13 protein-coding genes are annotated in these 23,953 nt (G+C 73.9%); 10 read left to right on the top strand and 3 right to left on the bottom strand.

Annotated elements, in window-relative coordinates; all coding sequences use genetic code 11:
* The first annotated feature begins 115 nt into the window (after positions 1-115).
* Positions 116-1,624 (top strand): DNA-binding protein NsdB, encoded by a 1,509-nt coding sequence (locus tag ACYVOO_RS07250; protein WP_461014793.1) that lies wholly within the window; start codon positions 116-118, stop codon positions 1,622-1,624.
* 45 nt (positions 1,625-1,669) lie between these two features.
* Here the strand turns inward: ACYVOO_RS07250 and ACYVOO_RS07245 are convergent, their stop codons facing one another.
* Positions 1,670-3,217: a PP2C family protein-serine/threonine phosphatase gene (locus ACYVOO_RS07245; protein ID WP_461014792.1), complete on the bottom strand. Its 1,548-nt coding sequence runs from the start codon at positions 3,215-3,217 to the stop codon at positions 1,670-1,672.
* A gap of 304 nt (positions 3,218-3,521) precedes the next feature.
* On the opposite strand from ACYVOO_RS07245, the gene ACYVOO_RS07240 reads away from it, so the two are divergent.
* The 5 genes from ACYVOO_RS07240 (at position 3,522) to ACYVOO_RS07220 (ending at position 16,918) form a co-directional block, all read left to right on the top strand.
* On the top strand, positions 3,522-4,982 hold the full coding sequence (locus ACYVOO_RS07240) for a La RNA-binding domain-containing protein (RefSeq protein ID WP_461014894.1): 1,461 nt from the start codon (positions 3,522-3,524) through the stop codon (positions 4,980-4,982).
* Positions 4,983-5,147: 165 nt separating this feature from the next.
* Positions 5,148-8,783 carry a hydantoinase B/oxoprolinase family protein gene (locus ACYVOO_RS07235; protein ID WP_461014791.1) on the top strand — a complete coding sequence of 1,212 codons (3,636 nt, stop codon included), beginning with the start codon at positions 5,148-5,150 and terminating at the stop codon, positions 8,781-8,783.
* Between the two features lie 167 nt (positions 8,784-8,950).
* Positions 8,951-10,462, top strand: coding sequence for a hypothetical protein (locus tag ACYVOO_RS07230; RefSeq protein ID WP_461014790.1), 1,512 nt, complete (start codon positions 8,951-8,953; stop codon positions 10,460-10,462).
* Between the two features lie 559 nt (positions 10,463-11,021).
* Positions 11,022-11,897, top strand: a complete 876-nt coding sequence (locus ACYVOO_RS07225; protein ID WP_461014893.1) for a hypothetical protein — start codon at positions 11,022-11,024, stop codon at positions 11,895-11,897.
* Between the two features lie 95 nt (positions 11,898-11,992).
* Positions 11,993-16,918 (top strand): hypothetical protein, encoded by a 4,926-nt coding sequence (locus tag ACYVOO_RS07220; protein ID WP_461014789.1) that lies wholly within the window; start codon positions 11,993-11,995, stop codon positions 16,916-16,918.
* A gap of 37 nt (positions 16,919-16,955) precedes the next feature.
* On the opposite strand, the gene ACYVOO_RS07215 is transcribed toward ACYVOO_RS07220, so the two are convergent.
* Positions 16,956-17,450 carry a hypothetical protein gene (locus tag ACYVOO_RS07215; RefSeq protein WP_461014788.1) on the bottom strand — a complete coding sequence of 165 codons (495 nt, stop codon included), beginning with the start codon at positions 17,448-17,450 and terminating at the stop codon, positions 16,956-16,958.
* Positions 17,451-17,686: 236 nt separating this feature from the next.
* Here ACYVOO_RS07215 and ACYVOO_RS07210 point away from each other — a divergent pair, with 236 nt between their 5' ends.
* Genes ACYVOO_RS07210 through ACYVOO_RS07195 form a run of 4 tightly spaced genes read left to right on the top strand, consistent with a single transcriptional unit; the run spans position 17,687 to position 22,279 of the window.
* The gene (locus ACYVOO_RS07210; protein ID WP_461014787.1) at positions 17,687-20,701 is read left to right on the top strand and encodes a nitrate- and nitrite sensing domain-containing protein; all 3,015 of its coding nucleotides are present in this window, start codon (positions 17,687-17,689) and stop codon (positions 20,699-20,701) included.
* Positions 20,698-21,129: a roadblock/LC7 domain-containing protein gene (locus tag ACYVOO_RS07205; RefSeq protein WP_453348183.1), complete on the top strand. Its 432-nt coding sequence runs from the start codon at positions 20,698-20,700 to the stop codon at positions 21,127-21,129. The genes ACYVOO_RS07210 and ACYVOO_RS07205 overlap by 4 nt, the downstream gene beginning before the upstream one ends.
* Positions 21,130-21,150: 21 nt before the next feature.
* Positions 21,151-21,675, top strand: coding sequence for a DUF742 domain-containing protein (locus ACYVOO_RS07200; protein ID WP_461014786.1), 525 nt, complete (start codon positions 21,151-21,153; stop codon positions 21,673-21,675).
* Positions 21,656-22,279, top strand: coding sequence for a GTP-binding protein (locus tag ACYVOO_RS07195; protein ID WP_461014785.1), 624 nt, complete (start codon positions 21,656-21,658; stop codon positions 22,277-22,279). The genes ACYVOO_RS07200 and ACYVOO_RS07195 overlap by 20 nt, the downstream gene beginning before the upstream one ends.
* A gap of 144 nt (positions 22,280-22,423) precedes the next feature.
* Here the strand turns inward: ACYVOO_RS07195 and glpK are convergent, their stop codons facing one another.
* A complete protein-coding gene (glpK, locus tag ACYVOO_RS07190) occupies positions 22,424-23,935 on the bottom strand; it encodes a glycerol kinase GlpK (protein WP_461014784.1) in 1,512 nt (503 codons plus the stop codon).
* Positions 23,936-23,953 lie beyond the last annotated feature (18 nt).

The following is a 23,953-nucleotide window of genomic DNA, read 5'->3' as shown; positions in this document are numbered from 1 at the left end:
CACCCCGGCCCGGGTGGCACACCATCTGGCGAACCCTGGCGAACCCTGGCGAATGCTCGCAGCGCCGTGAAGCGGGCCGTTAGTGTCAACTCAGCCGAGAACCTGGGGGCTTGACGTGACAAAGGGACCCAACACCCGCCTCGCGGACCTCTTCGGCCTCGCCGGATGGTCCAAGGGGGAACTCGCGCGGCTAGTGAACCGGCAGGCGGCGGCCATGGGCCACCCGCAGTTGGCGACCGACACCTCGCGAGTGCGGCGTTGGATCGACACGGGGGAGTCCCCGCGCGATCCGGTGCCCAAAGTGCTGGCAGCCCTGTTCACCGAGCGACTCGGCCGTGTCGTGACCACCGAGGACCTCGGGTTCAGCAAGCCAGGGCAAGCGGGGAAGCGGCAGCGGTCCGGACCGGACGAGCTGCCGTGGGTGCCCGAGCGGACTGCCGCGGTCCTCACCGAATTCACGGGAATGGACCTCATGCTCAACCGACGCGGCTTGATGGGCGCGGGTGCCGCGCTCACCGCAGGATCGGCACTCTCCAGTGCCATGTACGACTGGCTCCAGGCGGATCCCGCCCTGGTGACCGGTGCCTCCCACACCGACAACGTCTTCCCCATGGACCAGGTCTCCCTGGACCGGTACGAAGCGGCTCCCGTAGGGGCGCAGGAGATCGAGGCGCTGGAGCGTTCCGTCGAGGTCTTCCGGGCCTGGGACGCGGCGCGCGGCGGCGGGCTCCAGCGCAAGGCCGTGGTGGGCCAGCTCAACGAGGTGGGCGGCATGCTCGCCTACCACCACCCCGACCACCTCCAGCGCAGGCTGTGGGGCGTCGCGGCCAATCTGGCCGTGCTCGCGGGCTGGATGTCCCACGACGTGGGGATGGAGCCCACGGCGCAGAAGTATTTCGTGATCGCCGCGCACGCGGCCCGCGAGGGAGGCGACCGCCCCCGCGCGGGGGAAGCGCTTTCCCGCGCGGCGCGCCAGATGGTGCATCTGGGCCGCCCGGACGACGCACTCGATCTGATGAAGCTGGCGCACGCGGGCTCGGGGGACGAGACCCTGCCGCGCACCCGCGCGATGCTCCACACCATCGAGGCGTGGGCCCAGGCGTCGATGGGACGCGGCCAGGCGATGCGGCGCACGCTCGGCGAGGCCGAGGAGCTGTTCGCCTCGGACAAGGGCGATGTGCCGCCACCGAGCTGGATGCAGATGTTCGACGAGGCGGATCTGCACGGCATGCAGGCGCTTGCCTTCCGTACGCTCGCCGAGCACGATCCCTCGGCCGCCAAGAACGCCGAGCAGCACGCCAAGCGCGCCCTGGATCTGCGGGTCAAGGGGCGCCAGCGCTCGAAGATCTTCGACTATCTCTCCCTGGCCTCCGCCTGCTTCATCGGCAACGACCCCGAACAGGCCGACCGCTACGCCCGGCTGGCCCTCATGAGCATCGGCGAGAACTCCTCGCACCGCACATGGGACCGGCTCCGCGAGATGTACCGCCTGACCGGGCAGTACGCCGGTTACGCGCGCATCGAGGACCTCCGCGAACAGATCCAGCGGGCGCTGCCGAAGGCGCCCAGGCCCGCACGCGGCAAGGGGGTCAAGGGGGCGGGGGCCATCACCAGGAGCGTGTGACCACCGCCCCCTCACGGGGCACGGCTCACAGATCACGGGGATCGATCACGGGCTCACTCGGGCGACGAGCACGCACGCGTCGTCCTCGCGCTCCTTGTCGCCGAACGCCTCCACCACCGCGCGCACGCACTCCTGTGCCGTACGCGCTGAGGCGAAGCGGGGGGCGAGGCTCAGGAGGCGGTCGGCGCCCGTCTGCGGCTCGTCCTCGTCGGCCTCCAGACGGCCGCTGCGCGGGGCGAGTCCGTCGGTGTGCAGCACGAGTACGTCGCCGGGCAGCAGCGTCTCGGTGTGCTCCCCGTACGACGCGCCCGAGGTGACGCCCAGCAGCACGCCCTCGGGGGGCCGCAGCACCCTGCCTTCGCCGCCGCGGAAGAGCAGGGGCGCGGGATGGCCCGCCTGTGCCCAGGTCAGGGAGCGGGCGTGCGGGTCGTAGCGGCAGCACACCGCGCTGCCCAGCGCGGGCTGGGAGGCAGAGTCGAGGAGCTGGTTGAGATGTCCCATGAGGGGGCCGGGCCCCACCCCGGCCACCGCCATGCCGCGCACGGCGCCCAGCAGCATCGCCATGCCCGAGGTGGCCGCCACCCCGTGCCCGGTGAGATCACCGGCGGACAGCAGGGTGGCGCCGTCGGGCAGCTCCATCGCGTCGTACCAGTCGCCGCCGATCAGCGCGCTCGTGGCGGACGGCAGATAGTGCGAGGCGAGATCGAGGGACCCGGTGGTCCCGGCGCCGGAGTGCGGGAAGCGCAGGGAGCCGCGCCACGGCGGGAGCACGGTCTCCTGGAGTTCGACGGCGAGCCGGTGCTCGGTCCTGGCGATGTGCTCCTCGCGCCGCAGCGAGTCGCGGGACTCGCGCACGGCACGTTCGCTGCGGCGCAGCTCGCTGACGTCGCGGAGCACCGCCCACATGGAGGCGGTGCCTCCGTCGTCGTCGAGCACGGGCTCGCCGACCATGTGCAGGGTGCGGACGGCGCCGTCCGGGCGGACGGCGCGGAACTCCTGGTCGATAGGCCTGCCGTCGACCAGGCAGTCCGTGACGGCGGCGGCCAGCGCGGGCTGGTCCTCCTCGAGCACCCAGGAGGGCAGCTCGTCCAGGGAGAGGGGGCCGTCGGCGCGGGTGCGGCCGAAGATGGCGTACAGCTCGTCGGACCAGGAGACCTCGTCGGTCAGCAGATTCCACTCGGCGCTGCCCACCCGCGCCACCAGCGAGGCGGAGCCCCCGGGCGCATATGCCGCGACGGGCACCGCGCCATAGGCCCCGGGCGGGAAGGGAGGGGCGGCCGAGGGGGCCCCGTGGCCGTCCCCGGGTGCCTCCCCCAGGGGCGCGGGCGCGTCGGGGGAAGCGTCGGGGGAGCCCTCGCGGAGCTGGCCGAGGTGACCGTTGAGATCGTCGAGGTGGTGGACCGCGAGATCGCACAGCGCGCGCTGCCAGCGCGTCCTCGGATCGGCCTCGGCTTCCTCGTACGCGCTCGCGGTGTCACGGCGCACGGCGTCGATGCCGCCGCGCAGGCGGCGCGTCTGCGTGATCAGGGCGTCCAGCACGCCTCGCTGGGGAGGCTGGGCCGCCGAGTGGTCCGCATGGAGGTGGGACGGCATAACGGGCTCCGATACGGGATGAGGGCCGGTAACGACTCTTGCACAGCCTGCGACGGCCCGTAAGGGATTTCGCGACACACGATGCGGTGGTGCTGAGGGCATATGCACGAGACCGGGCGTACCGGCCCGTGCCGGTGCATACCCCCAGGTCGGCGGAATGAAAGATTCCCCGGTAGGCTCCCCGCGCCGGTCCCGCCCCTGGGCGTGCCCACGAACCAGGAGTAGAACCGTGGCCACCGGCAAGAATGCCGGTCAACGGAAATCCCGTTGCCAGTCGAAGACCCCGCACCGGATGCTGACCCTTATGTTCGTCGATTCCGTCGATTCCGACATAGCGCCCAGCGGCACCCTGCTCGGCCTCCTCCAGCGAGGCCGCGGCGACGGGACGCTGCATGCCCTGGCGGCGCCGCGTACCGAAGCGCTCGCCGCGCTTCGCCAGTGCGTGCTGCACGACCCCCGGCGCGACTGGCACATCGAGCACCGCTCGCTCTACTACGCCCGCCTCCATATGGAGCTGGACGCAGGGCTCGACGACTTCGAGAAGCACCTCTTCCACCCGGACGACCAGCTCGGGGACGCGGCCGACGCCGAGGCCCGCACCGGGCTCGCCCTCTCCGTGCTCGGCCACCTCGCCTCCTACGGGGACGAGGGCGCGCTCGCCCTGCTGCGCCGCTACGCCACGGCGGGCGCCAACTGGCAGTGGGCACTGGACGAACTCGCCGTCCGCGACGAGGACGCCGGGCTGCGCGCACTCGGCCCCGCCGTGCTCGCCCGCTTCCCCGGCACCCCGGAGGGCGACGCGGCACTCGCCGCCGCCGCGCGTGACGCCTTCGAGCCACGCCCCTGGCGGCTCTGGGCGGAGGACACGGCCCACCCGGCGCAGGCCGACCGGCTGCGGCGGGTGCGCGAGCAGGGCTCCTTCGACCGCTGGCAGCGTCAGATGCGCACCTCGGGGCCGCGCCCGGGATGGAGCGTCCGCGAGGTCCTCGACTGGGCACAGGACGGGTACGAACAGCACCCGCCCCAGCACAGGGAGTCCGCGGCGGCGCGCTGCCTGGCCGCCGTCGCGGGGCCCGAGGACCGCGCCGAACTGCTCGCCGCGGCCCGCGGCCCCCGTGAGGCGGCGCGCGCCGCCGCGCTGCGCCACCTCGCCGAGCGCGACGGTGCCGGGGTGCTCGACCTCATCGAGGAGGCAGCGGCCGACCCGAACGAGACCGTCTCCACGGCCGCGCTCACCTCCTTCGCCAGGATGCGCAGCGTGGCGGCACTGGAGAGGGCCAGGCAGTGGGCCGTGGCCCCCGAGGACACGCTGCCCGACGGGCTGGCCGCCGTCGCCGCCGAGATGCTCGCCTGCCGGGGCGCGCGCCGGGACGCCGACGCCGTACTGACCGCGCTGCGCCGCACCATCCGCCGTCACGGCCCGGACAGCGAGGCCCTGTGGCCCCTGGTCGACGGCGCCGGACGGCTCACCATCGCCTGTGCCGCACCGGTGCTGCGCCACATCTACCGCGAGACCGCCTCCTCCCAGTTGCGCGGGCGCGCGGCCCGCGCGCTGGCGGCCACCGATCCCTCCTTTCCCGCCGGGTTCGCCATCGAGTGCCTGTGGGACTGCGAGGAGACCACCCGCGAGGTCGCGGCGCAGTGCGCGACGACGGGCGACGCGCGCGTCGTCGAGAGGCTGCGCAGGCTCGCCGCCGACCCGGCCGAGGAGGCCGGTGTCCAGAGCGCCGTGCGCGGCAGGCTCAGCCCCGACGGAGGGCGCTGACGGGCTCCGGACCTGGTGCCCCGACGGGGTTCGGTGGCGCCGACGGGTTCCCGGGCCCAGGGTCGCCGGCGGGTTCCGCCGTCCACGTCACTTCTCTGCCGCTGGCCTCACCTGACACGTCGCCGGACCCCTCGCCGTCGCGTCCGTGCCTGGCACGATGGCGGGATGAGCGGGCGATGGGAATTCTGGATCGACCGGGGCGGCACCTTCACCGACGTGGTGGGCAAGCGGCCCGACGGCAGCCTCGTGACCGAGAAGCTCCTCTCGCACGACCCGGAGCGCTGTCGCGACGCCGCCGTCGAGGGCATCCGCCGCATGCTGGGCACGGCCCCCGGCGAGCCGGTACCGGCGGAGCGGATCGAGGCCGTGAAGATGGGCACCACCGTCGCCACCAACGCGCTGCTGGAGCGCAAGGGCGAGCCCACCGTCCTGGTCACCACGGAGGGGTTCAGGGACGCGCTCCGCATCGCCTACCAGAACCGGCCCCGCCTCTTCGACCGGCACATCGTGCTCCCCGAGGCGCTGTACGAGCGCGTCATCGAGGTGCCCGAGCGGATGGCCGCCGACGGCGGCACCGTGCGGGAGCTGGACCGCGAGGCGACGGCCGAGGCGCTGCGCGCCGCGTACGCCGAGGGCTTCCGCAGCGCCGCCGTCGTCCTGCTGCACGCCTACCGCCACTGGGCGCACGAGGAGGAGACCGCGCGGCTCGCCAGGGAGGCGGGCTTCACGCAGGTCAGTTGCTCCCACGAGGTGAGCCCGCTCATCAAGCTCGTGCCACGCGGCGACACCACCGTCGTGGACGCCTATCTCTCGCCCGTGCTGCGCCGCTACGTGGACGAGGTCGCAGGGGAACTCCGGGGCGTGCGGCTGATGTTCATGCAGTCCAACGGCGGACTGCGCGAGGCCACCCACTTCCGCGGCAAGGACGCGGTGCTCTCAGGGCCCGCGGGCGGCGTCGTCGGCATGGCGCGCGCCTGCGCGGAGGTCGGCCACGAGCGGGTCGTCGGCTTCGACATGGGCGGCACGTCGACCGACGTCTCCCACTACGCGGGCCAGTTGGAGCGCGTGTTCGGTACCGAGGTCGCGGGTGTGCGGATGCGGGCGCCGATGATGGACATCCACACCGTCGCAGCGGGCGGCGGCTCCGTGCTCCACTACGACGGCGCCCGCTACCGCGTCGGCCCCGACTCGGCGGGCGCCGTCCCCGGACCGGCCTGCTACCGGCGCGGCGGGCCGCTGACGGTCACCGACGCCAACGTCATGCTCGGCCGCGTACAGCCCGCGCACTTCCCCGCCGTCTTCGGTCCAGGGGGCGACGCGCCGCTCGACGCCGAGGCCGTGCGCGAGGGCTTCGCGCGGCTCGCCGAACGGACGGCGGACGGCCGCACTCCGGAACAGGTCGCCGCCGGCTTCCTGGAGATCGCCGTCCTCAACATGGCCAACGCCGTCAAGAAGATCTCCGTGCAGCGCGGCCACGACATCACCCGCTACGCGCTCGCCAGCTTCGGCGGCGCGGGCGGCCAGCACGCCTGCGCCGTCGCCGACGCGCTCGGCGTGGACACCGTCGTCGTCCCGCCGCTGGCCGGTGTCCTGTCCGCCTACGGCATCGGGGTCGCCGACGCGACCGCGCTGCGCGAGCGCTCCGTAGAGGCCCGGCTCACCGACGCGTGCCTCACCGAGGTGCGGGAACTGTGCGACGGGCTCGCCGCGCAGACCCGCGAGGAGCTGCGCTCCGACGGCATCCCCGACGCTGCCATCGCCACCTCCGCACGCCTGCAACTGCGCTACGAGGGCACGGACGCGGCCCTGACCGTCGCGCTCGACGACTGCGCCACCATGCTGGCCCGCTTCGAGGAGGAGCACAGGTCGCGGTACGGCTTCGTCATGGACAAGCCCGTCGTCGTGGCGACGGCCGTCGCCGAGGCCACCGGGGCCGCCGGGCCCCACAGCGCCCGTACCGCGCCCGAGGGGGAGCGGGAAGGGGACCTGGAGCCCGCCGACGTGGTGCGGACGCACACGGCCGGTGAGTGGCGCGAGACGGCGCTCTACCGGCGCGACGACCTGCGTCCCGGCGACACGGTCGAGGGGCCCGCGATCCTCGCCGAGGCGGACGCGACGACCGTCGTCGACCCGGGCTGGCGCGCCGCCGCCGACCCGCGCGGGCATCTGCTGCTCACGCGCGTGGCGGCCCGCGCCCCTGTCTCTGCCGTCGGCACCGATGTGGACCCGGTCAGGCTGGAGGTCTTCAACAACCTCTTCATGGCCGTCGCCGAGCAGATGGGCGTGCGCCTGGAGAACACCGCGCACTCCGTCAACATCAAGGAGCGGCTCGACTTCTCCTGCGCCCTCTTCGACGGCGAGGGCAACCTCATCGCCAACGCGCCCCACATCCCCGTGCACCTGGGCTCCATGGGGGAGTCCATCAAGGAGGTGCTGCGCCGCAGGGGGCCGGGAGCGGACGGCGGGCCCGGCGCCGAAGGCGACCCGGGCGGTGACACGGCCGGCATGCGTCCAGGGGACGTCTACGCGATCAACGATCCGTACCACGGCGGCACCCACCTGCCGGACGTCACCGTCGTCACCCCCGTCTTCTCGCGGGACGGCCGCGATCTCCTCTTCCTCGTCGCCTCGCGCGGGCACCACGCGGAGATCGGCGGACTCACCCCCGGCTCCATGCCCGCCTTCAGCCGCACCGTCCACGAGGAGGGCGTCCTCTTCGACAACTGGCTGCTGGTGCGCGACGGTTCCCTGCGCGAGGCGGAGACCAGGGAGCTGCTCGCCTCGGCACGCCACCCCTCCCGCGACCCCGACGCCAACCTCGCCGACCTGCGCGCCCAGATCGCCGCCAACGAGAAGGGCATCGCCGAGATCCACAAGATGATCGACCAGTTCGGCCTGGACGTCGTACGCGCCTACATGGGCCATGTGCGCGGCAACGCCGAGGAGTCGGTGCGCCGGATCGTCGCCGAGCTGGCGGACGGCGAGTACGCCTACGAGACCGACAGCGGCGCCGTCATCCGGATCGCCGTCACCGTGGACCGCGAACGCCGCGCGGCCGTGCTCGACTTCACCGGCACCTCGCCCCAGCGCGACGACAACCTCAACGCGCCCAGCTCCGTCGTCCTGGCCGCCGTGCTCTACGTCTTCCGCACCCTCGTCGCCGACGACATCCCCCTCAACAGCGGCTGTCTGACCCCGCTGGAGGTCCGCATCCCCGAGGGCTCCATGCTCGCGCCCGCCTACCCGGCGGCCACGGTCGCGGGCAACGTCGAGACCTCGCAGGCCGTCACCGGCGCCCTGTACGCGGCCCTCGGGGTCCAGGCCGAGGGCTCGGGGACCATGAACAACGTCACGTTCGGCAACGACCGCGTCCAGTACTACGAGACCGTCGCCAGCGGTTCGGGCGCGGGCGACGCGTTCGACGGCGCCGACGCCGTGCAGACCCACATGACCAACTCGCGCCTCACCGACCCCGAGGTGCTGGAGTTCCGCTACCCCGTGCGCGTGGACGGCTTCGCCGTGCGCGAGGGCAGCGGCGGCCGGGGGCGCCACCGGGGCGGCGACGGCGTGGTGCGCCGCCTGCGCTTCCTGGAGCCGATGACGCTCGCCCTGCTCACCGGGCACCGGCGCGTTCCCCCGTACGGCATGGCAGGCGGCGAGCCGGGCGCGCTCGGCGTCAACGTGATCGAGCGCGCCGACGGCACCGTCGAGGAGCTGGCCGGGCGCGACGCGGCCGAAGCCGGGGTGGACGATGTCCTGGTGCTGCGCACACCCGGTGGCGGGGGCTACGGGCGCGCCTGAGAAGGTGAGCGGCGCACGACGGACGGAAGACGCACGGAAGGCGGACGGAACGGGCGCCGTACCGGGCCTCGCGCGGGGCCTTCCGAGGTCAGGCACGGTGGCATGGACGTACCACCACATCCGTGCCGTTTCGGCTGTTGTCAGTGTGACCGCTTAGTGTGTCCGTCGTGACTGAGCACGTGCCGACGACCATCCCGTCCCCGGCCCCCGGCCCCGCGGCCGACGAGGGCCTGGCCCGTCGGCTGCGCGCGCTCGCGTGCACCGCCCCCCTGCACGATCTCGACACCCGCAAGGCGAACCTCGCGGGCGAGTACAGCACGTACGCCATGGCCGAGGTCGCGCTCGCCGCGATCGATCTCGTCACTCTCCAGATGGACTTCGACACCGGCGCCGATCACGAGCAGATAGTGGCCAGGCTGCTGCCCCGCGTCGCCGCGCAGGCGCCCCGGCGCTCCGCCGCCGAGCACGAGCGCGTCGCCCGCTGGGTGCTGGAGAACCTGATCAACGTCGGCAGCGTGGACCGAGGCTTCCGCGCCGTCTACGGCACCTTCGGGCCCGACGGCGCCTATGTGCGCAGGGACTACGACTTCAAGCTCATCGAGGAGGTCGCGGGGCCCGGCGGGAGCGTCTATCTGCGCACCACGGACGAGGCGGTGAACGTCCTCGTCGGCGCTCTCGACACCGATGTCACCAGCGCCCAGATCGCCGCCGAGGTCAAGCTCGAAGTCCTCATCAACCGGGGCAGGCTGGCCGACGCGCAGCTCGCGGCCGAGCAGGCCCGCTATCGCACCGTCCAGTACGCCGAGACGCTGCGCCGCACCCTGGAGGCCACCCGCCGCAACGTCCGCGCGGTCGACTGGCTGAACACCGTCCCGGACATGATCGCCGAAGCGCTGGACCACGTAGCCGACAGGTACCGCCACGAGAACGCCATCCTCACCAACATCCGCAAGGCCAGGGACGAGGCCGCCTCCGAGCGCGGCCCGGACCACAAGCGGCGCGCCGCAGAGCTGGTGGACATCGTCAAGGACTGCATCCGCCGCCACACCCAGCTCCAGTCCCGGCTGCTGGAGGCGGGCCCCCTCTTCCGCGCCGAGCAGGACAGACAGGCGTTCGCGCCCCCGGCGGCGCGCGCGGGCCTCGATCTGTACGGGCAGCTCGTGGCGCCCCTGCTGCCCCTGCCCCTGGAGAGCGCGACGCGCGTGACGGACGCCTTCTTCGCGCGCGGCACGGGGCTGCGCACGCCCGGGGCTGTCCGGGTCGGCGATCTCGTCGACGTACTGCTGACCCCGCCCACGCCGCGCGAGCACCTGGGCGCGGAGATGCCGGAGCCCGATCTGATCGCCACGCCGGACGACAGCCGCTTCAGCGAGGAGCAACTGGAGTCCGCGATGGAACTGCTGGACCTCCCCGCCGACGCGCCCCGGCGCCTGTCGGGGCTGCTGGCGGACGCGCGCCGCCGCGATCCCGAACTTCCCTACCTGGTGGCGCTGCTCGCCGTCCACGCCGCGAGCCCGCCCGTCGGCACGGCCTACCGCCAGGGCGAACAGCAACTGCTCTTCGCCGTGGACGACGGCACCGAGCTGGACGACGCGGAGTTCGGCGGCGCCGATCTCATCGTCGGCAAGGCCCTCCTGGACTCGGCCGGAATGGCCGCCGAACGCTCGGAGGTGGCATGACGACGGCCACTTCCGCGGCCGGGCAGCCGAGATCTGTGGCCCGGCCCATGGCACGGTTCTCGCCGCCTGGCGGGCCCCGGACGCCGGGCGTACGCGAGCGGCCTGACCTGCCCGCGCGAGTGCCTGCGCGGCGCGGACCGGCCCCTGGTGCGGTCGCCGGGCGCGGTGGTGCCTTGGGGCTTGTGGTCGCGGCGGGCCGTGTCGTCCGCGCCGTGGTGCCGCACAGTCGGTGGCGCGGTCTGCCCGTCGCGTCAGGCGTGGGCTGGCGGGTGCCTGTTCGGCGTGCCCGGTTCGTGGGGCGCGGGGCCGCTCTCGGCGCGGTTGCCGGGTGCGGTGGTGTCTCCGTCCGCCGTGCCGTCCGCGCCGTGTGCGCCGAGGTGAGGAGGGGCCCGGCCCGCCGTGTCCCGTACCCCGCCACCGCGCTCTCTCCGAGCCCCCGTATCCCCGTTCCACCCCGAGTCCCAGGAGCACCGCAACCGTGACTGAGTACGACGACCACACGGCCGCGCCCGTGGACGGCGCGGTGGGCGGCGGCGGGTCCTGGGCAGGGCCCGAGGCCGTGGAGGGGGGCGGCCACGGTCCCGCCGAGCACGGACCGCGCGCCGCGCCGTCCGCCGTCACCCCGGCCGACGCCGCCGACGCGGCGCGGCTCGTGTCCTTCGGGCTGCACCCCAAGCTGCTCCCCGCGCGCGACGCCGAGTACGCCGAGCTGCTCAGGCGCTATCGCGACGAGCCCGCCTTCGCCCGTCTCGCCGACGCCGTCGCGACGGGCCTCGGCCTGGTCGTGCTGGAAGTCTCCACCCGCGCGGGCATGGCGCTCGCGGCCGAGGAGGACTCCGTGTTCGCCGTCCGCATGGGCGACTACGCGCGCCGCGCGACCGCCGACTCCGGCGACCGCTTCCTGCACGGCCTCGCGCATCTCGCCGTCGCCGCCATGGCCTTCCCCCGCCCCGAGGACCTCGCCGACGACGGCTACATCGGCCGCATCAGCGTCAACGGCGTGGACGCCTTCGTCCGGCAGGCGTGCCGCAGGCTGGAGGAGCGCGCCGAGGTGGAGGGCGAGAACACCGACCCGGCCACCGGAGCGCCAGGGCTGGAGGCCGCCTGGCGGGTGTACGCACGCCGCAGCTCCACAGGCGCCACCAAGGACGCCCGCAGGCTCGCCGGTTCGACGACCGGCATCATCGCCAAGGCCGTCACCTTCCTCGTCGACTCCGGCTTCCTCCAGCGCACGGGGGACGACGCCGGAGGCACCTACCGCACCACGGCCCGCTATCAGCTCCAGGTCCGCGACATGGCGGGGAACGCCGCCATGGCGGAGCTGCTGGAGCTGGGCGTCGTCCCCGTGAGCGACGGCAGCGCCAGCCTGCTGCCGCCCGACGAGGGCGACGATCTGAACGTCGCGGCCGACGCCGGACTGCCCTTCCACTCCTGACCGCCCCCCTGCCTGATCCGGCCCCCGCCCAGACCCAGCCCCCGCCAGACCCAGACCCAGCCCCACTCCGTACGAGACAACGAGAGCCCGCCGCCATGTACGAGCTGTCCCGGATCCGCCTCTACTCCATCGGGCCCGCCGGTGCGCGCTACGCCGACACCGTCCTGGACCTGCGCGGAGTCGGCGACCCGGTGCCCAGCCCCGCCCCGGCCCAGGCGGACTTCTTCGAGGACGAGCCGACGGGCCCGCCCTGCCGCCCCGCGCCCGCGGGCGTGCTCTTCCTGGAGAACGGCGGCGGCAAGTCCGTCCTGCTCAAGCTGATCTTCTCGGTCATGCTGCCAGGCCACCGCAACACCCTCGGCGGCGCCAGCTCCGGCGTGCTGCGCAAGTTCCTGCTCGCCGACGACTGCGGCCACGTGGCGCTGGAGTGGCAGCACACGCTCACGGGCGAGAGCATCGTCGTCGGCAAGGTCAGCGAGTGGCGCGGGCGGCAGGTGTCCAACGACCCGCGGAAGTTCGCCGAGGCGTGGTATTCGTTCCGCCCCGGGCCCGGCATGAGCCTGGACTCCCTGCCCGTCGCCGAGTCGGCGGCGCTGCGCCCCTCGTCCGAGGGCGCGTCCTCCGCGCGTGGACGGCGTCGCACCATGAAGGGCTTCCGTGACGTCCTCACCGAGACGGGCAAGGCGTATCCCAACCTCGACGTCGTCTGGGAGGAGATCCACGAGCGCTGGAACGAGCATCTGACGGCCCTCGGCCTGGACCCCGAACTCTTCCGCTACCAGCGCGAGATGAACGCCGACGAGGGCGAGGCGGCGGGCCTCTTCGCCGTCAAGAACGACTCGGACTTCACCGATCTGCTGCTGCGCGCCGTCACCGACACCCGGGACACCGACGGCCTCGCCGACCTCGTGCACGGCTTCGCGCACAAGCTGGGCCGCCGGGCCGAGCTGACCGCCGAGCGCGACTTCACCGCGGGCTCCCTCGACCTCCTCAACCGCATCGCCGAGTCCGCCGTGCAGCGCGAGAGCGCCCGCGAGATCCACGGCGCCGCCGAGCACCGCACCCGCACCCTCGCCCGCCGCCTCGCGGCGCGCGGCACCCAGGAGCGGGGCCGCGCCGCCGAGCTGGCCGAGCAGGCGGACGAGGCGGAGCGCGCCGTCGAGGAGGCGCGGTCCGCGCGGGCCCGCTCCTCGCTCGTCGCCGCCGAACTCGCCTACCGCCACGCCTCGCTCGCCCTGGCGGCGGCCGAGAAGTCGGCGGCGGCGCAGCGCCGCGAGCTGACGGAGGCCCGCACCCTGCACTCCGCCTGGCAGGCGGCTGAGACGGTGCTCCAGCACCGCACGGCCGCCGACCGCTCGGCGCGCGTCGCCGCCGCCATCCAGGAGGCCGAGCGCGACGCGGCACCCGCGCTGGCGGCCCGCGCCAAGGCCGCGGCCGAACTCGTCCGGGCCCTGCACGCCGCCGCCGAACGCGGCGAGAACATCGCAGCCGAGGGCGAGGAGCGCTCCGCCGCGCTCCAGACCGAGAGCGAGGCGGCCCACAGGGACGCCACGGCGGCCGCCACCGAGGCACAGCGGGCGCGCAGCGAGACGGAGCATCTGCGCCAGCGCCTCGCCGAGGTCGAGCAGGAGACGGCCGAGGCCGTGCGCGCCGGCTGGATCGAGACCCCCGAGGGCGCGGACCCCGGCTCCGGCTCCGAGGCCGATCCGGCGCGCGCCGCGCTCGCCGCCAGCGACGCGGAGAAGGAGGCGGTCGCCGCCTGGGAGAGCGCCAGGGACACCGCGCTGCGCACCGCCGAGCAGGCGCGGGAAGCGGCGGCCGAGCACTCCGCCGCCGAACTCGCCTCGGCGCGGGCCGTGGACGCGGCCGAGGCGGCCGAGGCCGCCTACGACGGCGAGCGCCGCGCGGCCGAGTCGCTGGGCGCCGAGGAGCGGCTCGCCGAACTGCTCGGGATGCCCCACCACGGCGCGGGCCGCGCCGAGCGGGGCGCCGGACTCCCGGGGCAGCGCACCGGCAAGGAGACCGCCGGGACGGCGGACGCCGACGCCGCCCCGCACCAGCACGACGCCGCCTCCGTCGCCGCCCCGGAAGCCGGGGGCCTCAGCGCCGCTGAGCTGGACCGCAACGCCGAGGAACTGCGCGAACTGCTCGACGACTCCGTCGGCGCCTCCGAGCGCCAGCTCTTCGAGCTGCGCACCGCAGCCGCCGAGGACTCCCGCATGCTGGGCGCCCTCGGCGACGGCGGACTGCTGCCGCCGGGACCCGATGTCACCGCCACCGTCGAGTACCTCGGCGAGTACGGCATCCCAGCGCTCCCCGGCTGGCGCTATCTCGCCCAGGCCGTCGATCCCGTCGACCACGCCGCCGTGCTCTCGGCGCGCCCCGAACTCGTCGACGGCGTCGTCATCACCGACCCCGCCAGCCACGCCAGGGCCCGCGACGTCCTCGCGGAGGCCACACTGCTCCCGCGTTCGGCCGTGGCCGTGGGCACCGCGGCCGCGCTCCTGGCGCCCACCCCCGCGCCGGGCTCCGAGGGCGACCGGCGCTCCGACGTGTTCCTCGTCCCGCCGAACCCCGCCATGCACGACGAGCACGCTGCGGACGACGAACGCCAGCAGTTGCGGCTGCGCGCCGCCTCACGGGACGAGGAGATCCGCGCCCTCGCCGCACGCCTGACCGCCGACCGCGCGCTCGCGGCCCGCCTCGCCTCCTGGCGCACGGGCTGCCCGCCCGGACGGCTCGCCGAGCTGGCCGCTGCGGCGAGCGAGGCGCGTACGGCCGCCGACGCCGCGCGCGCCCGCCTGGCCGAGGCCCGTACGGCACGCGCCGAGGCCGACGAGGCAGCGGCCGAGACCGCACGCGCCCGCGACGAGCGGCAGGAGCGCGCCCAGCGCGCCCGGCGCAGCGCCGACGCCCTCGCCGGGCTCGCCTTCCGGCTGCGCGAGCGCGCCAACTGGCAGACCAGGCTGCGCGAACTGGCCGACGAGACAGCGGCGGCCGAGGAGCGCGCCGAAGCCCTCGTGGAGCGCGCCCGCGCCGCCGACGAGGACCGCCGCGCGGCCCAGCGCGGTGCCGACGACGCACGCCGCACCGCGCGGGCACTGCGCGCCGAACGCGCCGAGATCGCGGGCGTGCCCGACGACTTCGACGAGGAGCAGGCTGCCGAGCCCTCGCCCACCTCGCTGCCCTCGCTGCGCGAGGCGTACCGCTCGGCCTCGCAGCTCTACGAGAAGGTCGGCGTCGGCGCCGATCTGCGCGCCGAGCAGGCGCGGGCCGAGAGCGACGAGTCGGCGGCCCTCGCCGCGCTCGACCGCCTCACCAACAAGGTCCGTACCCGCGCTGCCCAGCTCCTCGAAGGGCCCGACGGGGCCGACGGGCCCTCCCGCCAGGCCGCGGCGGCCCGCGCCGAGGCCCTCGTACAGAACCTGGAGACCCGCGCCTCGGCCGCCAGCGAGCAGCTCGGACGGCTCCGCGGCGAGGCCGAACGTCTCGCTCCCGAGGACGGCGAAGCGCACACGGAGCTGCCCGAGGACCTCGTCCCCGCCGACGCCGGAGCGGCCCAGACCCTGCTGCGCACGGCCAACGGCGAACTGGCCTCCCGCGACGACGCGCTGGATGCGGCGCGCACGACGCACGGCGAGCTGGTGCGCGCGCACCGCGCGGCCGAGGACGCGGCGGGCGGCTTCGACGAGACGGCCGCCATGCTCCGTGATCTCCTGCGCGACCCGCACGCCACCGCGCCAGACGAGGAGCCCGAGCGCACCGAGGCGTACGCGGGCAGCCTCACCGAGGCCCGCCAGTCGGCGGCGGAGGCACGCCGTTCGCTGCGCGGCTGCGCCGCTGACCTCAGCGCGGCCGAGCAGGCCGTGCGCGAGGCGAGCGACGTCCTGGTACGGCACGCCAACTCCACCCGCTACGAGCAGGTGCGCACCCCGGCACGCCAGCAGATCAGGGAGCTGCCCGCGGCGGCGCTGCCGGAGCACGCGGCGGCGTGGGCCGAGGCGTTCGCGCCCCGGCTACGGGTCCTCACGGACGAGCTGGAGCAGCTCGAACGCAACCGCGACAGCATCGTGGACCGGCTGCGCGGGCTCGTCGAGTCCTCGCTGACGACGCTGCGTTCGGCCCAGCGGCTCTCGCGGCTGCCGGAGGGGCTGGGGGAGTGGTCGGGCCAGGAGTTCCTGCGCATCCGCTTCGACGACCCCGACCAGGCCACGCTGACGGAGCGCCTGGGCGAGGTGATCGACGAGGCCACGCGCTCCGCCGTGCGCAAGAACTCGGACCTGCGCAGGGACGGCATGTCACTGCTGCTGCGCGGTGTCCACGCGGCGCTCCAGCCGCGCGGGGTGTCGGTGGAGATCCTCAAGCCCGACGCGGTGCTGCGCGCCGAGCGCGTACCGGTCGGCCAGATGGGCGACGTCTTCTCCGGCGGCCAGTTGCTGACGGCTGCCATCGCCCTCTACTGCACGATGGCAGCGCTGCGCAGCAACGACAGGGGCGACGAGAAGCACCGCCACGCGGGCACCCTCTTCCTGGACAACCCCATCGGCCGCGCCAACGCCACGTATCTGCTGGAGCTCCAGCGGGCCGTGGCCGACGCGCTGGGCGTCCAGCTCCTCTACACGACGGGCCTGTTCGACACGACGGCGCTGGCGGAGTTCCCCCTCGTGATCCGGCTGCGGAACGACGCGGACCTGCGCGCGGGGCTGAAGTACATCAGCGTCGAGGAGCACCTGCGGCCCGGCCTGCCCCAGCAGGACCCGGAGGGCGAGACGGTCCACGGCGAGATCACCGCGACCCGCATGTTCCGCCGCCCCGACGGCCCCCAGGCGGAGCCGCCGAAGGCACCGGGCGTGACCCCGGAGCCCGAGGACACGTCCACGGAGCCCGCCGATGTGGCCGACGGACCCGCCGCTCCGCCCGCCGACGAGCCGGTGCGCGATGAGCCGGTGCGCGACGAGCCCGTCGCGGCCGAAGGCGCCCCCGCCGGGCCCCGTACGTCAGCGGACAGCCCGGCCCCGTAAGCCGCCTCCTCCGGGGGCCGGGGCCCGGCGTGGGTGCTCAGCGCCGTCCGTCGGCCCGTCGCGTGGCGCCCGCCTGTTCACCCGCGGCGTGCCCGCGTGCCCGTCCGGGCCCGTAACCGGCGTCGTACCCCGGCCCGTACGCGGGACCGGGACCGGGGCTCCGGCCCGGACCACGCGGCCCCGGCACCCGCGCGTCCCCCGCGCGCTCACGTCCCCGCTCCCGCTCCTGCGCCCGCGCCCGTTCTCGTTCCCGCTCCCGTGCCCACGCACGGGAGCGGGCCGCGCTGCTGGGCTCCGAGACCACGCCGTGCCGCTGGATCCAGACCTGCCGGGTCACCCACACGTCCAGCACCGCCCACGTCGCCACGACCGTCCCGGCGACGGTGGCCAGGACCATCGGAAAGGCCAGCCACACTCCGGCCAGCGAGCACAGCACGGCGACCATCACGAGAACCAGGGTCAGCGCGACGATGACGACCGCGCGGACAGCCGCTGCGCGGACCGGGTCGGGCAGCCTGGGCTTTGCGTACATGGATCCTTCACTCCCCCTTCACGATCTTCCATACGCTTACCGTTCCACGTGCGTGTCCTGCGCCACAATCTCCGAACACGTGTCGGGGCATCGACGGACAACTCAGGATGAGGCACCCTGGACGCCCTGTTCCCACGCACGGACACATCTACGAGTGGGCCTCACCGCAGTAGTAGGCTCGCGCCGTTTGCTGTCGAAACTCGCCCCCGCGCGGTGGGGTTGACGTAGGGGAGGCCATGCGCTTTCGCGGGAAGTCGATCCGCCGGAAGATCGTGGTGCTGCTGCTGGTGCCGCTCGTCTCCCTCGTGTCCATCTGGGGATTCGCCACCTACATCACCACCCGCGAGGCCGCCGAACTCCTCGACGCCTCCGACACGCTGGACAAGGTCGGCTACCCGGCCGAGGACACCGCGCAGGCGATACAGAACGAACGGCGGCAGATTCTCGTCTACTTGGCCGATCCGCGCCGCTCCGACGCCCTCACCCGGCTCCACAAGCAGCAGCGCGAGACGGACAGCACCGTCTCCAAGATACGCTCCAACGCCGCCGACTCCGGCGTCCGTTCCGGCCTGAGCCACACCTCCCTCGCCCGCCTCGACGACCTCGTGGACGGTCTCGACGGCCTGCACAAGGTCCGCTCCAAGGTCGAGGACAACACCCTCACGCGCGGGGGCGCCTTCCAGGCGTACAACGAACTCATCGACCCCTGCTACACGTTCCTCACCTCCCTCGGCGGCCTCAACGACCCCGAGCTGGAGAAGCAGAGCCGCGCCCTCGTCGGCCTCACCCGCGCCCGTGAATACCTGGCCCGCGAGGACGCACTGATGTCGGCGGCACTCGCCGCGGGGCACATGACCAAGGGCGACCGGCGCGCCTTCTCCGACCGGGTGGCAGAGCGCAACCTCGCCTACGAGACCAACCTCCAGTCGCTGCCCGCCGAGGAACGCGAACGCTTCGACAAGTACTGGAACGGCACCGACGGCCGCACGCTGCGCAGCTACGAGGACGCCATCATCGGCGCCGGAGCGCGCGGCGCCACCGGCATCGTCGACTCCGAGCGCTGGGAGGCAGCGGCCTCCACCGTCCTCACCGACCTCGAACGCTTGGGGTACGAGGCGGGCGAGCGCTACAAGCAGCGGATGGAACCGGCCGCCACGAAGGTGCTCGTCCAGGCGGGCGCCGCCGGCGTGCTGGGCTTCATCGCCGTCCTGGCCTCACTCGTGATCTCCTTCCGGGTGGGCCGTGAACTGGTCCGCGACCTGAGCACGCTGCGCAAACAGGCCAACGAGTCGGCCGGGGTGCGGCTGCCCAGCGTCATGCGGCGGCTCGCCGCCGGCGAGCAGATCGACGTGGAGACCGAGGCGCCGCGCCTGGACTACCCGCCCGACGAGACGGGCCAGGTCGGGCAGGCGCTCAACACCCTCCAGCGCGCCGCCGTCGAGGCGGCCGTCAAGCAGGCCGACATGCGCCAGGGCGTCTCCGAGGTCTTCGTCAACCTCGCCCGCAGGAACCAGGTGCTGCTGCACCGTCAGCTCACCCTCCTCGACACCATGGAACGCCGCACCGAGGACGCCGACGAACTGGCCGACCTCTTCCGGCTCGACCACCTCACCACCCGCATGCGGCGGCACGCCGAGGGCCTGGTCATCCTCTCCGGTGCCGCGCCCTCCCGGCAGTGGCGCAAGCCGGTGCAGCTCATGGACGTGGTGCGCGCGGCCGTCGCCGAGGTGGAGGACTACGAGCGCATCGAGGTGCGCAGGCTGCCCCGGCTGGCCGTCGACGGCAGCGCGGTCGCCGACCTCACCCACCTGATCGCCGAACTCCTGGAGAACGCCACGGTGTTCTCGCCGCCCCACACGGCGGTCCAGGTGCTCGGCGAACGGGTCGCCAACGGCTTCACCCTGGAGATCCACGACCGCGGCCTGGGCATGGCTGCCGACGCGCTCCTCGACGCCAACCTGCGGCTCGCCGAGACCCCGGAGTTCGAGCTGTCCGACACGGACCGGCTCGGCCTGTTCGTCGTCTCCCGGCTCGCCCAGCGCCAGGGCGTCCGCGTCTCGCTCCAGCCCTCCCCGTACGGCGGCACCACAGCGGTGGTCCTGATCCCGGGCGCAGTGCTCACCGAGACCCCGGCCCGCGACGACGAGCGCGAGCAGCGCGGCACCGTCGAGAGCGGCGCGGGCCAGGAGCCGCTGAGCAAGCGGCGCGACGCGCTCACCAAGGCGCGGGTCCCCTCCCTGGAGAGCAGCACGGCGCGCCGTGTGCTGGACGCGCTGGACGGGCCCGTCGAGCTGGAGGCACCGCTCGGCGAGCTGGACGGCCCCGACAGCGGTGGCAGGCTCTTCCGCAACCGCAAGGGCAGGAGTACGGCACCGGCTCCGGGCCCGGGATCCGGCTCCGGACCCGCGCCCGAGCAGCACCAGTTGGCCGACGACGAGACCGACCCGTCGCTGCCCTCGGCGGGCCCCGGCGAGAAGGGCTCGGGGGAGAAGGCGCCGGGTGGCAAGGGCGCGGGCGAGCGGAGTCCGGGCAGTCCGGGCAGTCCGGGCGACGACGGCCGCCCCGCGCCCCTGCCGCGCCGCCGCCCCCACACCCCCGTGCTGATCTCCGACCACGGGCGCACCGTGGGGGACGGCAAGCGCCTCCCACGGCGCGAGCGGCGCTCCGAAGACGCCGAGGCCGTCGCGCCGGGTGAACCGGGCGAACCGGGCGACTCCGCAGGGCGCGCGAGGCAGCGCGGGAGCAGCGGGTTCGGAAACGGACGCGAAAGCGATCCGGAGCAAACACAAGGCATCCCGGGGCGGCCGGGGAGCGAGCCGGAACGGGCCGAACCCGGCCCGTGGGCCGGTTCCTCCGCCAGTCCTTCCCCGGACGCAGGACCCGGCTCCCGTACGGAGCCGGAGCCCGGTGCGGCGCACCGGACCCCGCCGTCCCCCGGGGCGGGAGACGAGGCGCCCGTGGACAGGCCCGCGCAACTCGGCGGGCTGCCGAGGCGGGTGCGCCAGGCCAGCCTCGCGCCCCAGCTCAAGAAGGAGGCTCGCGAGGCGGGCCGGCCCGCGGGGGAGGCCCGTCGCACCGGCGGCGCCTCCGAGGCCGACCGGCCCTGGGACCGCGACGCGGACGAGGTACGCAGCCGCATGGCCTCGCTCCAGCGCGGCTGGCAGCGCGGACGTGCGGAGAACGCCGCGCCGACGGGGGATGATGCGGGGGAGACAGCACCAGGAACGACACCGGAGGGGGACGGTCGATGACCGCACCAAAAGCCACAGCGAACACCGCCTCGCAGGGCGGCGAGCTGAACTGGCTCCTCGACGAGCTGGTCCAGCGCGTCGGCAGTATCCGCAAGGCCCTCGTCCTCTCCGGCGACGGGCTCCCCAGAGGGGCCTCCCAGGACCTCACCCGTGAGGACGGCGAGCACCTCGCGGCGGTGGCCTCCGGCTTCCACAGCCTGGCCAAGGGTGTCGGCCGCCACTTCGACGCCGGTACGGTCAGACAGACCGTCGTCGAGCTGGACGAGGCGTTCCTCTTCGTCACCGCCGCGGGCGACGGCAGTTGCCTCGCGGTGCTCGCCGACGCCGACTCGGACGTGGGCCTCGTCGCGTATGAGATGACCCTGCTGGTGAAGCGGGTCGGCGCCCACCTGGGCACCGCGCCACGCTCGGACCTCGGCGGAAGCTGACGGGACGGGTTGGACGGGCCGATGAAGGACCGCTGGTTCGACGACGCGGCGGGGCCCGTGGTGCGGCCGTACGCGATGACGCGTGGCCGCACCCGCAGCAGCACCGGACAGCACCGGCTCGACCTCATCGCACTGGTGATCGCGGAGAGCCCTGACGGCGCGGCGGACGCCGCCGGTGCCGACAGCACCGACGGCGCCCCCGGCGCGCACCCGAACGGCAACGGCACCGGCCCCTACGGGGACACCGGTTTCCCCTACGGGGACGAGGACCCTTACGGGGACGATCTCCCCTACGGGGACGCCGATCTGCACGCCTACCGCACCCTGGCTCCCGAACACCTCGACATCGTCAAGCTCTGCCGGGCCTCGCCCCAGTCGGTGGCCGAGCTGGCAGCGGAACTCGACCTGCCGGTGGGCGTCGTACGCGTCCTCATCGGCGATCTCATCGACGCGGAACTGGTCCGCGTCAGCCGCCCCGTCCCCCCGGCGGAGCTGCCGGACGAGAGCATCCTCAGAGAGGTAATCAATGGCCTTCGGGCGCTCTAAGCGCGGTGGAGGGAAGACCGCACCGGTCGAACCCGTGACACTGAAGATCCTGGTCGCGGGCGGTTTCGGCGTCGGCAAGACCACCCTCGTCGGAGCGGTCAGCGAGATCAGACCGCTGCGCACCGAGGAGACGCTGACCGAGGCGGGCAGCGCCGTGGACGACACCTCGGGGGTGGAGAGCAAGTCCACCACCACAGTGGCCATGGACTTCGGCCGGATCACGATCAAGGAAGACCTCGTCCTGTACCTCTTCGGTACCCCGGGCCAGGACCGCTTCTGGTTCCTGTGGGACGAGCTGGCACAGGGCGCGCTCGGCGCCGTGGTCCTCGTCGACACCCGGCGGCTGGAGGACAGCTTCGCGGGCATCGACTACTTCGAGCGGCGCGGCATCCCCTTCACGGTGGCCGTCAACTGCTTCGAGGGAACGGATCGCTACCCGCCCGAGACGATCAGGGAAGCGCTCGACCTGGACGCGCACGTGCCGGTGATGCTGTGCGACGCGCGTACGCGGCAGTCGGCGCGCGACGTGCTGGTCTCGGTCGTCGAGCACGCGATGCGGATCGCGGACCGCGCGGCGGGGTCGCAGCCCGCGGCCACGTCCTGAACGCCGCCCCGTAAGGCACCCCGAACGCCGCCCTCCCCGGTCCCGGACACGGATCCGGACCGGACCGGACCGGACCGGATCTCCGGACTCCTGGGGAGGGCGGCGTCAGGGCAGGCGGACCAGGAGAGGGCTCAGCGAGAGGGCTCAGCCCTCGCCGTCCTCGTGCCAGCCGAAGCTGCGCTCCACGGCCTTGCGCCAGTTCGCGTACTCCCGCTCGCGCGCCCCCGCGTCCATGGCCGGGGTCCACTCCGCGTCCCGCTTCCAGTGCGCCTTCAGCTCGTCCAGGTCCGACCACACGCCCGTCGCGAGCCCGGCCGCGTAGGCCGCGCCCAGACAGGTCGTCTCGGCGACCACGGGCCGGATCACCGGCACCCCGAGCACGTCCGCCTGATGCTGCATCAGCAGCCCGTTCGCTGTCATGCCGCCGTCGACCTTGAGCGTGGTGATCTGGACGCCCGAGTCCTGGTACATCGCGTCCACGACCTCCCGGGTCTGCCAGCTCGTGGCCTCCAGGACGGCCCGCGCCAGATGCGCCTTGGTGACGTAGCGGGTCAGCCCGGTGACGACGCCGCGCGCGTCCGAGCGCCAGTACGGGGCGAAGAGCCCGGAGAAGGCGGGCACGATGTACGCGCCGCCGTTGTCCTCCACGCTGGCCGCCAGCGGCTCGATCTCCGAGGCGTCGGAGATGATGCCGAGCTGGTCGCGGAACCACTGCACCAGCGCGCCCGTGATGGCGATGGAGCCTTCGAGGCAGTAGACGGCGTCCTCGCCGCCGAGCTGGTAGCCCATCGTCGTCAGCAGGCCGTTCTTGCTGGCCACCGGGCGCGTGCCCGTGTTGAGCAGCAGGAAGGAGCCGGTGCCGTAGGTGTTCTTGGCCTCGCCGACCCCGTAGCAGGTCTGCCCGAACACCGCCGCCTGCTGGTCACCGAGCGCCGACGCGACGGGCACCCCGGCCAACTGCCCGACGGCCCTCCCGTAGACCTCGGCCGAGGACTTGATCTCGGGCAGCACCGAGGCGGGCACATCCATCGCGTCGAGGATGGACTGGTCCCACTGGAGCGTCTCCAGGTTCATCAGCATGGTCCGGCCCGCGTTGGTCACGTCGGTGACGTGCACGCCGCCGTCCGTGCCGCCGGTGAGGTTCCAGATGAGCCATGAGTCGATGGTGCCGAAGGCGATCTCGCCGTTCGCCGCGCGCTGCCGCAGCCCCGGCACGTTGTCCAGCAGCCAGGCCGCCTTGGGCCCGGAGAAGTAGCTGGCCAGCGGCAGCCCCGTACGGTCGCGGAAGCGGTCCTGGCCGTCGTCCCCGCCCAGCTCCGCGCACAGGGCAGAGGTGCGGGTGTCCTGCCAGACGATGGCGTTGTGCACGGGCTTGCCCGTGGCGCGGTCCCACATGACCGTCGTCTCGCGCTGGTTGGTGATGCCCAGGGCGCTGAGCTGGTCGGCGCGCAGTCCCGCCTTGGCGAGGGCGCCCGCGACCACGGCCTGGACCTTGGACCAGATCTCGGTGGCGTCGTGCTCCACCCAGCCCGGCTTGGGGAAGATCTGGCGGTGCTCGCGCTGGTCGACGGCGACGATCGCGCCGTCGTGGTCGAAGACGATGCAGCGGCTGGAGGTGGTGCCCTGGTCGATTGCGGCGACGTACTTGTCCGTCATGGTCACGTCCCTCTCGGA

The organism is Streptomyces daliensis, assembly GCF_054782395.1.
Note: the sequence above shows the minus strand (reverse complement) of the source record. Positions and strands in the feature narration are given on the sequence as shown.

Excerpts from the sequence above, each read along its gene's own strand:
- ACYVOO_RS07210 (WP_461014787.1), top strand. The coding sequence starts at position 17,687 with ATGCGCTTTCGCGGGAAGTCGATCCGCCGGAAGATCGTGGTGCTGCTG.
- ACYVOO_RS07215 (WP_461014788.1), bottom strand. The coding sequence starts at position 17,450 with ATGTACGCAAAGCCCAGGCTGCCCGACCCGGTCCGCGCAGCGGCTGTC.
- ACYVOO_RS07220 (WP_461014789.1), top strand. The coding sequence starts at position 11,993 with ATGTACGAGCTGTCCCGGATCCGCCTCTACTCCATCGGGCCCGCCGGT.
- ACYVOO_RS07195 (WP_461014785.1), top strand. The coding sequence starts at position 21,656 with ATGGCCTTCGGGCGCTCTAAGCGCGGTGGAGGGAAGACCGCACCGGTC.
- ACYVOO_RS07240 (WP_461014894.1), top strand. The coding sequence starts at position 3,522 with ATGTTCGTCGATTCCGTCGATTCCGACATAGCGCCCAGCGGCACCCTG.
- ACYVOO_RS07200 (WP_461014786.1), top strand. The coding sequence starts at position 21,151 with ATGAAGGACCGCTGGTTCGACGACGCGGCGGGGCCCGTGGTGCGGCCG.
- ACYVOO_RS07245 (WP_461014792.1), bottom strand. The coding sequence starts at position 3,217 with ATGCCGTCCCACCTCCATGCGGACCACTCGGCGGCCCAGCCTCCCCAG.
- glpK (WP_461014784.1), bottom strand. The coding sequence starts at position 23,935 with ATGACGGACAAGTACGTCGCCGCAATCGACCAGGGCACCACCTCCAGC.
- ACYVOO_RS07205 (WP_453348183.1), top strand. The coding sequence starts at position 20,698 with ATGACCGCACCAAAAGCCACAGCGAACACCGCCTCGCAGGGCGGCGAG.
- ACYVOO_RS07235 (WP_461014791.1), top strand. The coding sequence starts at position 5,148 with ATGAGCGGGCGATGGGAATTCTGGATCGACCGGGGCGGCACCTTCACC.